This window comes from Frankia sp. AiPa1, from assembly GCF_023243075.1.
GTDB lineage: Bacteria > Actinomycetota > Actinomycetes > Frankiales > Frankiaceae > Frankia.
This window is the reverse complement of record NZ_JALKFZ020000185.1, coordinates 12,753-27,533: the sequence shown is the minus strand read 5'-3', so window position 1 is coordinate 27,533 and position 14,781 is coordinate 12,753. Positions and strand designations below refer to the sequence as shown.

10 protein-coding genes are annotated in these 14,781 nt (G+C 74.8%); 1 reads left to right on the top strand and 9 read right to left on the bottom strand.

The genetic code is table 11. The features are described from left to right. Positions 1-60 precede the first annotated feature (60 nt). From MXD95_RS25155 to eccD, 3 genes are all read right to left on the bottom strand, one after another. The gene (locus MXD95_RS25155; protein ID WP_250643213.1) at positions 61-375 is read right to left on the bottom strand and encodes a WXG100 family type VII secretion target; all 315 of its coding nucleotides are present in this window, start codon (positions 373-375) and stop codon (positions 61-63) included. Between the two features lie 141 nt (positions 376-516). Further along, on the bottom strand, positions 517-1,884 hold the full coding sequence (gene eccB / locus MXD95_RS25150; protein WP_250643212.1) for a type VII secretion protein EccB: 1,368 nt from the start codon (positions 1,882-1,884) through the stop codon (positions 517-519). A 2-nt stretch (positions 1,885-1,886) separates the two neighbouring features. After that, positions 1,887-3,284: a type VII secretion integral membrane protein EccD gene (gene eccD, locus MXD95_RS25145; RefSeq protein ID WP_250643211.1), complete on the bottom strand. Its 1,398-nt coding sequence runs from the start codon at positions 3,282-3,284 to the stop codon at positions 1,887-1,889. A gap of 99 nt (positions 3,285-3,383) precedes the next feature. Between eccD and eccCa the strand changes: the two genes are divergently transcribed. Continuing rightward, positions 3,384-7,604, top strand: a complete 4,221-nt coding sequence (gene eccCa, locus MXD95_RS25140) for a type VII secretion protein EccCa (protein ID WP_250643210.1) — start codon at positions 3,384-3,386, stop codon at positions 7,602-7,604. Here the strand turns inward: eccCa and MXD95_RS25135 are convergent. The 6 genes from MXD95_RS25135 to MXD95_RS25115 form a co-directional block, all read right to left on the bottom strand. Further along, positions 7,596-8,405, bottom strand: a complete 810-nt coding sequence (locus MXD95_RS25135; RefSeq protein WP_480023994.1) for an LLM class flavin-dependent oxidoreductase — start codon at positions 8,403-8,405, stop codon at positions 7,596-7,598. The two genes, eccCa and MXD95_RS25135, sit on opposite strands and share 9 nt — an antisense overlap. Further along, positions 8,309-8,800, bottom strand: a complete 492-nt coding sequence (locus MXD95_RS29755; RefSeq protein WP_480023995.1) for an LLM class flavin-dependent oxidoreductase — start codon at positions 8,798-8,800, stop codon at positions 8,309-8,311. Before MXD95_RS29755 ends, MXD95_RS25135 begins: the two co-directional genes overlap by 97 nt. Before the next feature lie 11 nt (positions 8,801-8,811). Then, positions 8,812-10,905, bottom strand: a complete 2,094-nt coding sequence (locus MXD95_RS25130; RefSeq protein WP_250643209.1) for a dipeptide ABC transporter ATP-binding protein — start codon at positions 10,903-10,905, stop codon at positions 8,812-8,814. A 128-nt stretch (positions 10,906-11,033) separates the two neighbouring features. After that, positions 11,034-11,891: an ABC transporter permease gene (locus MXD95_RS25125; RefSeq protein ID WP_250643208.1), complete on the bottom strand. Its 858-nt coding sequence runs from the start codon at positions 11,889-11,891 to the stop codon at positions 11,034-11,036. After that, positions 11,888-12,922, bottom strand: a complete 1,035-nt coding sequence (locus tag MXD95_RS25120; RefSeq protein ID WP_250643207.1) for an ABC transporter permease — start codon at positions 12,920-12,922, stop codon at positions 11,888-11,890. Before MXD95_RS25120 ends, MXD95_RS25125 begins: the two co-directional genes overlap by 4 nt. Before the next feature lies 1 nt (position 12,923). Further along, a complete protein-coding gene (locus MXD95_RS25115) occupies positions 12,924-14,567 on the bottom strand; it encodes an ABC transporter substrate-binding protein (RefSeq protein ID WP_250643206.1) in 1,644 nt (547 codons plus the stop codon). Positions 14,568-14,781 lie beyond the last annotated feature (214 nt).

Genomic DNA, 14,781 nt, shown 5'->3' with positions numbered 1-14,781 from the left:
CGATGTGCCTCGTTCCCTGAATCAGGTGTCGTCGGCGGGCCGGGTCATCAGGCGGGCGGCTCAGGTCAGGCCGGTGGCCCAGTTCGAGCCGAGCATCGCGGTGTTGTCCTCGGTCGACGTCGTGATCTTGGCGTAGCTGGCCATCGACTCGTTGATCATGTTCAGGCCGGCGCGGACGTCGTTGAAGCCCTGCTGCCAGGCGGCGATGGCATCGCGGTACTTGCCCGCGGCGACGCCGCCCCAGGTGGCGAGCAGCTGGGTGACGGCGCCGTCGATGGTCCGCTGGATGGCGTCGCACTCGTCCTGGGTGCTGTCGAACGCGAGGATCATGGCCACGGTGCTGGCCTCGTCGGAGATGAGAAGCGGATCCGCCATGCGGCTGTCCTCCTCGGGGTGGTCCCGCGTGCGGGAACGGGGGCTGGCTGGGTTACCTGGCCGGACGGCCAGGCGCTCGTGGGAACGGTGATCGTGGAACCTCGACGGACGGTCCGGGCACCGGCGCGGGAGGTCGCACCGTCACGGCGCCTCCTGACGCCGCGGGGTGGTCAGCGGCGGCCCGGCCGGCAGCAGGGCCACCAGCCGCGGTGGGACGACGGTGGCCTGCTCGGCGGTGAATCCGAGCGCCCGCAGCGCGTCGCCGTCCAGCCGGTAACGGACGCCGGCGCCGTCGACGAGCACCGCCCGCTGGTCGCGGGCCGCGACGTCGGCCCGGCCCACCAGCAGCGCGCCGCCGCCGGGACGCACCGAGACGGCGACGCCGCCGGGCGCGTGGGTGCCCGCCGTCGCCGGCGGCACACCGAGGACGACGTCCAGGGTGCCCGCGTCCGGCCGGCCGGCGGACTGCACGCACAGTGCCTCGCCGTCGGCCGGGGTGCGCAGCGGCGGCGGGGTGGCCGGCAGCGCCTGCTGGCCTTCGGGCAGCGTGGCGCGCGGGGTGGTGACGAGCTCGGTGGGGGTGAGCTGCCCCTCGGGTGCGGCGCCCGCCTCGCCGAGGGCGAGCGCCGCCTGGGTGGCGGACAGCGGCACCAGGCCCGAGGACAGCAGCAGATAGTGCACCTTCGCGGTGCCGCCCGGCGCCGTGGCCGCGAACAGCTGGCCCAGGGTGGCCGGCCGGCCGCCGACCGCGGGCCCCGGCCCGCCCCGGCCGGGCACGTCGACGGGAACGAGGTCCGGCCCCGCGGGCAGCAACGCCAGCCACACCGGGTCGACGGCGATCGGCCGGGTGTCGCCGTAACCGAGAACGTCGGCGGCCCAGGGTCGGCCCAGCGCCAGGCGCCGGCCCCGCCACAGCAGGTACTCCGGCCCGCCCGCCGAGACCAGCGCGCCGCCGTCGGCCAGCCGCCGGGTGGACGCCGGCCCACCGATGTCGACCCGCACGGTGGTCCCCGCGGCCGCCCCGCCCGTGGACACCCCGCCCACGGACACCGTGGCGCACGCCCGCCACACGCCGGTGTTGACCTTGTTCGCGGCGGGCAGCAGGTCGGGGGCGTCCAGGGAACCCAGCGGCTCCCCCCGCGGGACCTTGGCGAGCCGGCCACTGCTCACGCTCACCGGGTCGGCCGGGCCGTCGAGGGCGAGGCGGGCCGAGGCGAGGTTGCGCACGGGCCGCAGCTCGCCGTCCTGGAGCAGGAACCGGCTCCCGGTGGACTTCTCGATGATCAGTTTGCCGGGCTGACGCCAGACCGTGGAGCCGCCGGAGAACAGCAGCGCCCAGATCGCCACCACGCCCAGCATCAGGACGGCGAGCACCGCGCCGCCGACCAGGCCGCGGGTGTCGCGTCGGGTCGGCAGCTCCAGCGCGTCCGGCTCGGCCCGCACCAGCGCGCTGGTCAGCCGGGTCAGCAGGTAGTTGTGCGCGTCGACCTGGTCGCGGCGGGACTGCATCGCTAGCCGATCCGGGAGCGCACGAGGCCGATGCCGCCCAGCAGGGCGACCACCAGCGGGACGGCGAGGACCAGGGTGACGACGTGCGCCCAGTCGCCGACGCGGCCCCACATCGGGGTCATCCGGCGCCGGGGCAGCACGTGCGCGCTGACCGCGGCGGCGAGCGCCAGCAGCAGGGTGACGGCGAGGGCCGCGCCGGCGGCGCCAGGCCCGCCGGCGCGGACGGTGATCGCCAACAGCAGCCCGAGCAGGCCCGCGAGGGCCGGCAGCCCGAGCGCCATCCGGTGCCAGCCGCTGGTCATCGGCCGGGCGGCGAGCACCGCCGCGAGCGCGACCAGCACGACCAGTGCCGCCGGCTGCCAGCCGGGGCTGGCGGCCAGGCGGGCCTGCGCGGCCGCGAGGGCCGTACCGCCCGCGCCGTACAGCGAGGTCATGAACCGGTCGGCGGTGGCCGTGCGTTCCAGCACCTGCGGACCGGGCTCGGGCTCGATGTCGTCCTGCAGCTCGTCGGGTTCGACCGGCAGCGGCGGCAGGGACATCCCGGCGAGCTTGAACGCGACCATCGGCACCAGGGGGCGGGCCGCGACGCCCACCAGGGCGATCACCGCCGCTGTCCGGGTCGCGTCGAGCCCGGCGAGGACGTTCAGCCCGCAGGCCACGGCGACGACCAGCCCCGCGGCGAGCACGCCGACCCCGCCCGCGAGGGCGATTCGGCGCTGCGCGAGCGCGGCGAGCAGCGGCAGGGCGACCATGACCCCCACGCCGGTCCCGACGGCCAGCAGTTGGGTCGCCGAGGCGGTGTCGGCGAGCGCCAGCAGCGCGGTCTCGACGGCGAAGGCCACCGCGGCGGCCCCGAGCAGCCCGCCGACCAGGCGGTCCCGCAGGATCAGGCCGACGGCGAGGGCCGCACCGACCACCAGCAGCGCCGCGCCGGCCGCGCGGGCGAGCCCGTCGTGCCAGGTCCCGCCGAGGGTCGAGAGCACCGGCATGGCCAGGGCGCCGAGCAGCAGCACGGCGAGTACCACCGCGGCGGCGATCCGGTTGGTGCGCGGCCGCCAGCGCCCGGAACGGGCCCGCATGCCGGTGGCGACACCGTCGATGAGGTCGTCGAAGTCCAGCGGCGGAATCTGGTCGGAGCGGGGGCGCAGGTGCACCGCGTCGCCGTCGAGCAGCTCGTGGTCGGCGACGCAGAGGTCCTCGTCCAGCGGCGCCTCACCGAGGCGTTGGACCACCCAGCCGCTGTGCTCCAGACCGCGGTCGGCGAGGTCCGGACCGAGGCTGCGCAGCATCGCCGGCATCAGATCGGCCAGTGGAACGTGGGTGGGCACCGACAGGTCGACGCGGCTCGTCGGGCCGACGACGAGCAGCCGGCACACCTCCGTCGCGTTGCTACCTGCCATGTCTCCCGCACGTGCCGGCCCGCCGGAACCGTTCACACAGGTGACCCAGGTCACATCCGATCGGCCAACCGGGGGGCGCGGCGACGGCGTGTAGGAGGCATGTCCACCGTTCCGTTCCGCCGCCCCGCCCGCCGCACCGGCCCGGAGATGCCGCACGGGGACATCACTCTGCAGGAGCCCCCGGCCATCCCCGAGGTCACCTCCGCCGGCATGCGGACGCTGGTCACGGTGATCCCGGCGCTGCTGATGTCCGGCGGGATGGTCTTCTTCTACCTGGGCGGTTCGGCGCGCTCCGGCCCGGGCGGACTGATCATGATGGCGATGATGGGCACCGGCATGGCCGGCATGGCGCTGAGCCAGGTGCTCATGCAGTCGGGCAACCGTCGCCAGAAGGTCGGCGGCGAGCGGCGCGACTACCTGCGCTACCTCTCCCAGACCCGCCGCCAGGTCCGCCGCTACGCCGAGCAGCAGCGCGGCGCCCTCGCCTGGCGCCATCCCGACCCCGAGTCGCTGTGGTCGCTGGCGCTGACCAGCCGGCTGTGGGAGCGCCGGCCCACCCATCCGGACTTCGGCGAGGTGCGCATCGGCACCGGGTCGCAGCGCCTCGCCGTGCGGATCACCCCGCTGCAGACGAGCCCGGTGGAGGACCTGGAGCCGGTCTCCGCCAAGGCGCTGCGCCGCTTCACCCGCGCCTACACGACGATCCCGCACCAGCCGGTCGCGCTGTTCATCCGCGGTTTCGCGCACATCCGCCTGGACGGCGAGCGCGCGCCGGCCCTCGCCCTCGTCCGGGCGCTACTCGCCCAGCTCGTCGTCTTCCACGCCCCCGACGAGCTGCAGATCGCCGTGTCCGTCTCGGCGGGGCGCCGCGACGAGTGGGCCTGGGTGAAGTGGCTGCCGCACGCCCAGCATCCCCGGGACACCGACGCCGCCGGTCCCATCCGCCTGGTCGGCGAGTCCCTCGAGGAGGTCGAGCGCCTGCTCGGCCGGGACTTCGGCGAGCGGGCCCGGTTCGAGACGGGAGCGTCACCGTCGCGCGGCGAGCCGTTCGTCATCGTCGTCAGCGACGGCGGACGCATCGCGCCCGGCTCGCGTTTCCTCGTCTCCGGCTACCGCAACGCCGTGCTCGTCGACTTCGACGCGCATGACGGCGGCAACCCCCGCCAGGCCCTGCGCCTGGACCTCGCCCCCGCCGATCCGGCCACCGCCGCCTCGTCCGGCTCCGCCCCCGCCCCCGCCACCCGCTCCGCCGCCTCCTCCGCCGCTGCCGCGGCGGCCGGGCCGGACCTGTTCACCGTCGAGCGCGACCGGGTCGGCCGGGAGGTGCGCACCCGGCTCGCCGCCCCCGACCGGCTCTCCCGCACCCGGACCGAGGCGCTGGCCCGGGTGCTCGCCCGGCACAGCGCGGGCGCCCTCGGCGAGCAGGTCAACGACGGGCTGGCCGCCAACCTCGACCTGCCGGAGCTGCTCGGCGTCACCGACCTGGAACGGTTCGACCCGCGGCCCGGCTGGGCGGCGCGCGGCGGCGAGTCCCGGCTGCGGGTGCCGATCGGGGTGGCCGCCGACGGCTCCCCCATCGAGCTGGACATCAAGGAGTCCGCCGAGGACGGCATGGGCCCGCACGGCATGCTCATCGGGGCGACCGGCTCCGGCAAGAGTGAGCTGCTGCGCACCCTCGTGCTGGCCCTGGCCGCGACCCACTCGTCGGAGACGCTGAACTTCGTCCTGGTCGACTTCAAGGGCGGTGCCACCTTCGCCGGGCTCGACCGGCTGCCGCACGTCTCGGCGACGATCACCAACCTCGCCGACGAGGCCGCGCTCGTCGACCGGATGCGGGACGCGCTGCGCGGCGAGCTGGTCCGCCGCCAGGAGCTGCTACGCGCCGCCGGTCGGTTCAGCTCGGTGCGCGACTACGAGACCGCTCGTGCCCAGGGCGCCCCGCTGGCCCCGCTGCCGACGCTGTTCGTCGTCATCGACGAGTTCAGCGAGCTCATCGCCGCGCACACCGACTTCATCGAGCTGTTCGTGATGATCGGCCGCCTGGGCCGCTCGCTGGCCGTGCACCTGCTGCTGGCCTCGCAGCGTCTGGATGACGGGCGCATCCACCAGCTTGAAGGGCATCTGTCCTACCGGATCAGCCTGCGCACGTTCTCGGCGATGGAGTCCCGTTCGGTGATCGGCGTCCCGGACGCCTACGAGCTGCCCGCCGCCCCCGGCAACGGCTACCTGCGCTCCGACGTCGCGACGATCACCCGGTTCAAGGCGGCCTACGTCTCCGGCCCGTACCGGCTGCGCTCGGCCCGGGTGCGCCAGGAGGTCATCGCCGGCCAGGTCCTGCCGTACGACACCGCACCTGCCCCGCTCGCCACGCCCACCCCCCCGCCGGACGAGAACCCCGCCCGTCCGGAGGACCCCACCCGTTCGGACGATCCTGCCCGTTCGGAGGATCCCGCCTCTTCGCAGGACCCCGTCCGTTCGGGGGATCCTGCCCGTTCGAAGGATCCCATGGCGGGCTCCAGCGGCACCGTCACGTCCAGCACCGTGATGGAGGTGCTTGTGGGCCGGCTGGTCGACCAGGGGCCGCCCGCGCACCGGGTCTGGCTGCCGCCCCTGGACCAGCCGCCGCCGCTGGACCAGGTGCTCCCGCCGCTGCTGCCCGATCCCGAGCACGGGCTACGCCCCGTCGGCGAGGGCGGCGGGGCGGGCAGCGCCGGGGGCTGGCTGCGGACCCCGATCGGCGTGATCGACAAGCCGTTCGAGCAGGTCCGTGACCTGCTGGTGCTGGACTTCGGCGGCGGCGGTGGGCATCTGGGCATCGCCGGCGGCCCGCAGAGCGGCAAGAGCACGCTGCTGCGCGCGGTCATCGCCGGGCTCGCGCTCACCCACTCGCCGCGCGAGGTGCAGTTCTTCTGCCTCGACTTCGGCGGCGGGTCGCTCGCGTCCATCGCCGACCTGCCGCACGTCGGCTCGGTCACCGGCCGCCACGACCCGGAGCGGGTCGGGCGCACCGTCGCGGAACTGCTGGGCATCCTGCGCGACCGGGAACGGCGCTTCGCCGAGCTCGGCGTCGCCGGGATGACCGCCTACCGCGAGGCGATCGCCGCCGGGAAGGCGGCACCCGACGAGTTCGGCGAGGTGTTCCTCGCCGTCGACGGCTGGTTCGTGCTGCGCCAGGAGTTCGAGGCGGTCGAGGAGGCCACCCGCGAGATCGCCGGCCGCGGACTGAACTACGGCGTGCACATCCTGCTGACCGCCGGACGCTGGTCGGAGGTGCACCACACGATGCGCGACAAGCTCGGCAGCCGCCTGGAGCTGCGCCTGGGCGACCCGGTGGAGTCCGGCATCGACCTGCGCGCCGCCGCCGCCGTCCCCAAGCTGCCCGGACGCGGCCTGACCGACGCCAAGCTGCACTTCATCGCCGCCCTACCCCGCATCGACGGCTCGTCGCGGGTGGACGACCTGGCGCACGGCACCCGCCATCTGGTCGACTCGGTCGTCGACTGCTGGCCGGGGCCGCGGGTCCGCGCGGTGCGCACGCTGCCGGCGCTGCTGCCCGTCGAGCAGCTGCCCGCCCCGCCGCCGGACGGTGACCTGCGGGTCGCCCTCGGCGTGGACGAGGAGCAGTTCGCCCCGGTCTGGCACGACTTCGCGGCCCAGGCCCATCTGACCCTGCTCGGCGACAACGAGAGTGGCAAGACGAACCTGCTGCGCCTCATGGCCCGGGGGATCGTGCGCCGCTACACCCCCGCGCAGGCCCGGATCATGGCCGTCGACTACCGGCGCGGCCTGTTCGACGAGATCCCCGACGCCTACCGGCTCGGCTACTCCGTCTCCGCCGACAGCACGAAGGCCACCGTCGCCGACGCGGTGGGCGGCCTGCGCCCGCGCCTGCCCGGTCCCGAGATCACCCCGGCCCGCCTGCGCCGGCGGGACTGGTGGAGCGGCCCGCTGCTGTTCGTCCTCATCGACGACTACGACCTGCTCACCGGCCACGACAACCCGCTGGCCCCGCTGGTCGGCCTGCTGCCCCAGGGCGGCGACATCGGCCTGCACGTCGTCGTCGCCCGCGCCGCGGCCGGCGTGATGCGGATGTCGATGGACCCGCTGCTGCGCCGCATGCAGGAGCTCAACACCCCGGATCTGGCGCTGTCCTGCCCGCGCGGGGAGGGCCCGCTGCTCGGCGGCGCGAAACCCCGCGACCTGCCACCGGGGCGGGCGCTGCTGTGCACCCGGCGCGGCAGCCGGCTCGTCCAGACCGCCTACGTCATCCCCGCCACTCCCGACGAGACCGACGCGGGCGCGCTGGCCGCCTCAGGCTGAGCCCGCCGCCCACTGCCGGGCGAGCAGCTCGTGCGAACGCACCCGGGCCGCATGGTCGTGCACCACCGTGGTGACGATGATCTCGTCGGCCCCGGTGACGTCCCGCAGCGTCCGTAGCCCGCGCGCGACGGCGGACGCGGAGCCGACGAACTGGGTGTCCACCCGGTCCGCGACCAGGTCCCGGTCGCGCTGGGTCCAGTCCCACCCGGCCACCTCCGCCGGCGACGGGTAGGGGATGGTGCCCCGGCTGGAACGCGCGCTGGCCACCCACGGGCCGTAGCCGGCGGCGAGTTCGCGGGCGCTCGCGTCATCCTGCGCCACCATCACGTCGGCGGAGACCATCACCCAGGGTCGCGCCAGCGTCGGCGACGGACGGAAGGCCCGGCGGTAGGCCTCGACCGTCTCCAGCACGGCCGACGGGGTGAGGTGGTAGCTGGCGGCCAGCGGGAGACCCAGCTCGCCCGCGGTGCGCGCGCTCTCGCCCGGGCTCGTCGCGAGAATCCAGACCTCGGCATCCGTGCCCTCGGCGACCGGGGAACGTGCCGGCGTACCATCCGCGCCGGTGAACGTGCCGGCGGCGAACGCCTGGATGTCGCGCACCTGTCTGGCGTAGTCACCCTCGGCCGACTCGCGGAAGCCCACGAGGTCGAGGTGTTCGCGCACGCGGGCCGGGTCGAGGCGGACCGTGGGCGGCGGCGGGATGGTCAGGCCGCCCACCACCCGGCCGGTGCCGGCGGCCGCGGCCGGCCGCCGGGCCGCACCGGTGGGCGCGTCCGTGGGCCGGCGGCCGTGTGTGCGCACGCCGCGGCTCGTACCCGAGCGACCAAGGCCGAGATCGATCCTTCCCGGGTACAGCTGGGCCAGTGTTCCGAACGTTCCGCGATCACCAGCGCGCTGCTGTGGCCGGTCTGCACCGCGCCCGATCCCACCCGGATCGTCGTGGTCGCGGCCGCCACCGCGCCGATCAGGATCTCCGGCACCGCCGCCGCCACCCCGGGGGTCAGGTGGTGCTCGGCGATCCAGTACCGCGCGTACCCGAACCGCTCGGCCTGGCGGGCCAGATCCACGGTGTGCCGCACCGCCAGCGCCGCCGAGGAACCCGACACGATCGGGGACAGGTCGAGAACCGACAGCGGAACGGGACCACCGCCACCGCCGCTACCGCTGTATGGAGCCTGTCCGACCACCTCGACCACCTCGACTTCCCTCAGAGATCACTGTGCGTCACCGGCGTGGGCAGCGTGGGCATCGCCGCCAGCAGTTCCCGGGTGTGCTCCGCCCGCGGGCGGGCGAAGACCTCGGCCGTCGGCCCGGACTCGACGATCCGACCGTCCTTCATCACCAGCACCTCGTCGCACACCTGCCGGACCACACCCAGGTCGTGGGAGACGAGCAGGGTGGCGAGACCGAGTGAGGCGCGCAGGCGGACGAGCAGATCGAGGATCTGGGCCTGGACGGACACGTCGAGGGCGGACACCGGCTCGTCGCACACCAGCACCTCGGGACGGGCGGCGAGCGCCCGCGCGATCGCGACCCGCTGACGCTGCCCGCCGGAGAGCTCGCGGGGACGTCGGCCCAGCAGCCCGGGTGTCAGGGCGACCTGATCGAGCAGAGCGGCGAGCCGGTCCCGGCGCGGCGCCCCCCGGGTCCGCTCGACGGCCTGGGCCCGCTCCGCCGCCACCACCCCCTCGGCGAGGATCCGCTCCACCGTCCACCGTGGATCGAACGAACTCAGCGGGTCCTGGTAGACGGCCTGGATGCGGCGGCGCCACGGCCGGCGCGCCCGCTCGGGCACGCCACTCCACGTCCTGCCGGCAAAGTGGACCTCCCCCTGGTCCGGCTCGACCAGGCCCAGCGCGATGCGGGTCAGCGTGGTCTTTCCCGAGCCGGACTCGCCGACGATCCCGAGGCTGCTGCCGGCCGGCAGCAGGAACGAGGCGTCGCACACCGCGTCGCGCCACGTGCGGTCGGGCAGCCGGTAGCGCCTGGACACGTGTTCGACGACCAGCAACGCCTGCGGGCCGTCGCCGGCCGTGCCGGCCGTGCCGGCGGCGCGGCCCGGGTCACCCGCCGCCTCCGGATCGCCCGCGCGGCCCAGGTCATCCGGTCCGGCCGGGTCGCCTGTACCACCCGGGTCGGCCCCGGCCTGGATGAGCGTGACCGCCGACGCTGGCACCGGTCCTGGGTGCCAGCACAACACGCGATGCCGCACGGCGTCGGCCAAACGGTCGGCGGCTGGGCCGGCGGCGGCGGAACCGTCCGTGCGCGGGTGGACGGCGATGCCCAGGCCCGCGGGCACGCTCTGTTCGGCTGCGGGAAGGACGGCGCGGCACCGGTCGTCCGCCCGGGGGCAGCGGGACGAGAACGGGCAGCCCGCCGGCCCCGGCCCGGCACCCACGGGCGCGAAGGTCTCCGGCCGCGGGCGGGGCCCCGGACCGCCGGGAACGGCCGCCAGCAGCGCCTGCGTGTACGGATGGTGAGGATCGCGCAGCACCACGGCCGTCGGCCCGCGTTCGACCACGATTCCGTCGAGCATCACGACGACCTCGTCGGCCAGCCGGGCCACCGTCGCAAGATCGTGGCTGACCAGCAGCAGCGTCGTGCCGCGCCGGACCAGATCGGCGAACAGGCCCAGGACCTGCGCCGCGACCGTGGTGTCCAGCGCCGTGGTCGGTTCGTCGGCGAGCAGCAGGTCGGGCCCCGCGGCCACGGAGGAGGCGACCAGCGCCCGCTGACGCAGCCCACCGGAGAGCTCGTGCGGGTACTGGCGCGCCCGGCGGGCCGGATCCGGCACGCTCACGTCCGCCAGCAGGGACAGGACCCGCCCGCCCCGGGCGGCCCGGGGAACACTGCGGTGCACCCGCAGCGTCTCGGTGATCTCCGCGCCCACCCGCCGCAGCGGGTCGAGCGACCCGAGCGCGTCCTGGTGCACCAGGGCGATGCGCCGGCCGCGGATCGCGCGCCAGCCTGACTCGGTCATCGCGGTCAGATCGACGCCGTCGAAGGCGAGCCGTCGGGCATGCACACGAGCGCCGGGGCCGGCCAGCCCGACCAGACAGCGCAGCGTCACGCTCTTGCCGGAGCCGGATTCGCCGACCAGCGCCAGGCATCGCCCCGCGGTCACGGTGAACGACACCCCACTGACCGCCCGCACCGTCTCCTCCCGCAGGGCGAAGCCGACCTCCAGCCCATCGACCTCGACCAGCGGCGAGGCCTGTGCCTGGGCCGGGCCGCCGTCCCCGTCGTGCGACCCGCCCTGTCCGGCGGACGGGGACGTCACCGCGGACCCGGACGGGGGCATCGGCGAAGCCGTCGACGCAGACCGCGACGTGGGCCGAGACGAGGACGAGGACGTGGGCGAGGACGATGACGTGACCGGGGACGTGGGCGGAGACGAGGACGTGGCCGGGGACGCTGGCGGGAACTGCCTCATCGGGCCGCCCGACCGGACAGACGCAGCTGCACGGCCCGGCCCACCACGTTGACCGCGATCACGGTGACGGTCAGCACGGCCCCCGGGAAGACGCCCACCCACCAGGCGACCGAGAGGAAGTCGCGGCCTTCGGAGAGCATGGATCCCCACTCCGGTCGCGGGGGACGCGGTCCGAGCCCGAGGAAACTCAGCGCCGAGGACGAGATCAACGCGCCCCCGAACCCCACGGTCGCGACGACCAGCAGCGGCCCGAGGGTGTTGGGCAGAACATGCCGGGCGATCAGCCGCCCCCGTCCGAGCCCCAGGCCCACCGCCGCCTCCACATAGGTGGAGCGCCGCACGACCAGCGCCTCCGCGCGTACCAGCCGGCCGTAGGGCGGGATGAAGGCCACCCCGACGGCGACGACCACGGTGGCCGCTCCGCCGCCGAGCACCGCGACCACGAGCAGCGCGAGCAGCAGCGGTGGCAGTGCGAGCAGCACGTCCGCGAGGCGCATGAGGATCTGGTCGCCGAGCGGGCCGGCAAGACCGGAGGCAAGGCCCAGCACGGCCCCGCCGAGGACGGCCAGCGCCGTCGCGCCCGCGCCGATCAGCAGGGCGGTACGGGCACCGTAGACGATCCTGGTGTACACGTCCCGGCCCAGCTGATCGGTGCCGAACCAGTGCGCGCCGCTCGGGCCGTGCAGCGCGCCGACCGGGTGGGTGGCGGTCGGCGACTGGCCGGCCAGCAGGCCCGGCGCGACCGCGGCGAGCAGGACGAGGGCGAGCAGCGCCCCGGCCAGCGCCAGCACGACCCGACCCATCGTGATCGCGTCCCGGGCCCGGCGTCCCGCGCTCGGGTCGGCCGCCGTCATACCGCCACCGCCACGGTGCGCAGCCGCGGATCCACTGCCAGGTAGACCAGGTCCACGAGGGTGGACAGCACGACGAAGAGCAGGGCCGAGAAGACGACCACGGCCATCACCACGGGCATGTCCCGGCTGAGCACCGCGTCCAGCACGAGTGCGCCCACCCCCGGCCGGCCGAACACCGTCTCGACCGGGACCGCCCCGCCGAGCAGCGTCCCGGTCAGCCAGCCGGTCAGGGTGACCAGGGGCAGCGCGGCGTGCCGCACCGCGTGCCGCATCCGCACCGCGCTCTCGCGCAGGCCGCGGGCCCGGGCGGTGATGACGAACGGTTCGGCCAGGGCTGTTTCCAGGCCCTCCCGCAGCACCTGGGACAGCACCCCGCCCACCGGAAGGGCGAGGGTGATCGCGGGCAGCACCAGGGAGGACACACTGTCCGCCCCGGCCACCGGGAAGATCCGGAAATGGAACGAGAAGATCGTCAGCAGCACGATGCCCAGCCAGAACGACGGCGTGGACACGGCGACGAGCTCCACCACGGTGGCGGCCGCGCGCCAGCCACGCCGCCGGCCGGCCGTCGCGACCGCGACGACCAGGGCGCCGACCAGCGCGAGGGCCAGCGCGGCGCCGGCGAGCTGCGCGGTCGGGCCCAGCGCGTCCGCCAGCAGCGCGGAGACCGGCTGCTGGAGCTGGTAGGACTCACCCATCCGCAGGTGGACGAGACTGTCGAGATAGTGCAGGTACTGGACCGCGACCGGGCGATCGAAGAGGTAGTCGTGGCGGATCTGCGCCCGCACGGCCGGCGAGGCGGTGGTCACCGGCCCGAGCAGGCGCGCCACCGGGTCGCCGGGCAGCAGCGCCAGGCCCAGGAAGGCCAGCGTCGCCGCGCCGAGGACCACCACGGCAGCCGCCACCAGCCGGTGCACCACGGCCCGCAGCACCAGGCGGGCCGACTGGCCGGCCGAGCGCCGGCCAGTCGGCGCCGCCGGGACCAGACCGGGCCCGGCCGGCGGCGGGGCGGAGCGCTCGAGGGTGGCCATCTCAGCCACCCGTGACCCAGACGTCATGGAAGGAGGTCCAGCCGTTCGGGTCGATGCCCAGGTCGTGCACCCGGCGGTTCACCCCCAGCAACGTCGTCTCCACGTAGACCGGCACGACGGCGGCCTGGGTGACCACCCGCTGCTGCACCTGGCGGTAGAACTGGGCCCGCCGGGCCTGGTCGGTGGTGGCCGCGCCCGAGAGGGTCCAGGCGTCCACGTCGGCGTCGTGCAGGAAGGACGCGTTCTGACCGGAGGGTGGCCGGCTCGCACTGTTGAAGAACAACCGCAGGATGTCCGGGTCGAACCGGGTCCAGGCCAGATCCGACATCTGGAACTCGCCGGCCGCGCCGCGGGTGGCGTACTCCCCGAGGTCAAGACCCGGCCGGGTCACCTCGATGCCGATCTTCTTCAGATCGGCCTGGAAGGCCTGCCCCAGCACGTCCCGCTGTTCGCGGATGATCTCCCGCGGTGGCAGCGGCCAGACCAGGGTGAGCCGCTTGCCGCCCTTCGTCCGGAACCCCTGGGCGTCCCGGCCGGTCCAGCCCGCCTGGTCGAGCAGGCGGCCGGCCGCGGCCGGATCGAACCGCCAGGTGTTCACCAGCGCCGAGTCGTAGCCCGGGGAGGTCGGGGACAGCGGGCTCCAGGCCCGGTCGTACTGCCCGAAGTACACGGTGCGGACGTCGGCGTCGATGTCCACCCCGAGCTGCACCGCTCGCCGGACGCGCACATCGTCGAACGGTGCCCGCGTCGTGTTGAGGTAGATGCTGTACACCTCGCCGGGCTGGTTGGCCCGCACCACGCTGAGCCGGCGGTCGGCCCGTACGGCCGAGACGTTCACCGGTGGCAGCGCCCGGGCGATGTCGGCCTGTCGGCTTTGCAGGGCGCCGACCCGCACCGAGTTCTCCGGCAGGATGCGGAAGGTCACGGTGTCCAGGTAGGCGGGCCCGACGTGGCGGGAACCGTCCGCCGGCCATCGGTAGGCCGGGTTGCGCCGCAGCACGATGCTCTGGTTCTTGGTGTACCGCTCGAACGTGAACGGGCCGGTGCCGACCATCACCGGTCCCCCGCCGCACAGCTTGTCGGCGTTCGCGGCCAGCGTCTTCGGCGAGTAGAAGCCGAGGTAGGCGGTGCTGGCGGCCGGCAGGAACGGCGCGAAGGCGCGGGAGAAGCGGACGGTCACGGTACGTGCGTCCACGACCTGCGTCCCGGTGTACGGCCCGAGCAGGCTCGCCGCGTAACGGGACTTCGTCGCCGGGTTGGCGATCCGGTCGAAGTTGGCCTTCACGGCGGCGGCGTCGAAGGGGGTGCCATCGCTGAAGGTCACCCCCGTCCGCAGGTGGAAGGTGAAGCTGCGCAGGTCCGGCGTGATCTGCCAGGAGCTCGCGAGCCAGGGATGAAACGTCCCGTCGGGGGCGGCGGACACCAGCGAGTCGACGACGTTCCGACCGATCTCCGCGGTGACGTCCTGGGCATTCACGTGGAGATCGAAACAGGTCGGCGCGGTGTCAATGGCATAGGTGGCCGAACCCCCGGCGGCCGGTTTCCCGGAGGAAGCCGTCGAACCACTGCCGCCGCAACCGGCAAACAGCAGAGAAGCGACCGCGGCGGCGACCGCCACCCACAACCGGGTCCTGACTCCACGCATAGACATTCTCCCGAACTCGGTCGGCCGCAAAAGGCGCACCGCAACGCTATGTGGGGCGGTCGGACCTGAAAACCCCTAACCCCCCGGGCCGGGTTTCCCGAGGTTGACCCCGAAGGCGCGGACGGGCACCCCGGCATTCCGGAACCGGCTCCCGGCCACGGCGGTCCGCGATCCCCTGCACCGGCCGGATCCGGGTAGGGGTTATGGACACCCC

Bases quoted from the DNA above. Each gene is read 5' to 3' on its own strand.
- MXD95_RS25125 (WP_250643208.1), bottom strand. From the start codon at position 11,891: ATGACGGCGGCCGACCCGAGCGCGGGACGCCGGGCCCGGGACGCGATC.
- eccCa (WP_250643210.1), top strand. From the start codon at position 3,384: ATGTCCACCGTTCCGTTCCGCCGCCCCGCCCGCCGCACCGGCCCGGAG.
- MXD95_RS25155 (WP_250643213.1), bottom strand. From the start codon at position 375: ATGGCGGATCCGCTTCTCATCTCCGACGAGGCCAGCACCGTGGCCATG.
- eccB (WP_250643212.1), bottom strand. From the start codon at position 1,884: ATGCAGTCCCGCCGCGACCAGGTCGACGCGCACAACTACCTGCTGACC.
- MXD95_RS25115 (WP_250643206.1), bottom strand. From the start codon at position 14,567: ATGCGTGGAGTCAGGACCCGGTTGTGGGTGGCGGTCGCCGCCGCGGTC.
- MXD95_RS25130 (WP_250643209.1), bottom strand. From the start codon at position 10,905: ATGCCCCCGTCCGGGTCCGCGGTGACGTCCCCGTCCGCCGGACAGGGC.
- MXD95_RS25120 (WP_250643207.1), bottom strand. From the start codon at position 12,922: ATGGCCACCCTCGAGCGCTCCGCCCCGCCGCCGGCCGGGCCCGGTCTG.
- eccD (WP_250643211.1), bottom strand. From the start codon at position 3,284: ATGGCAGGTAGCAACGCGACGGAGGTGTGCCGGCTGCTCGTCGTCGGC.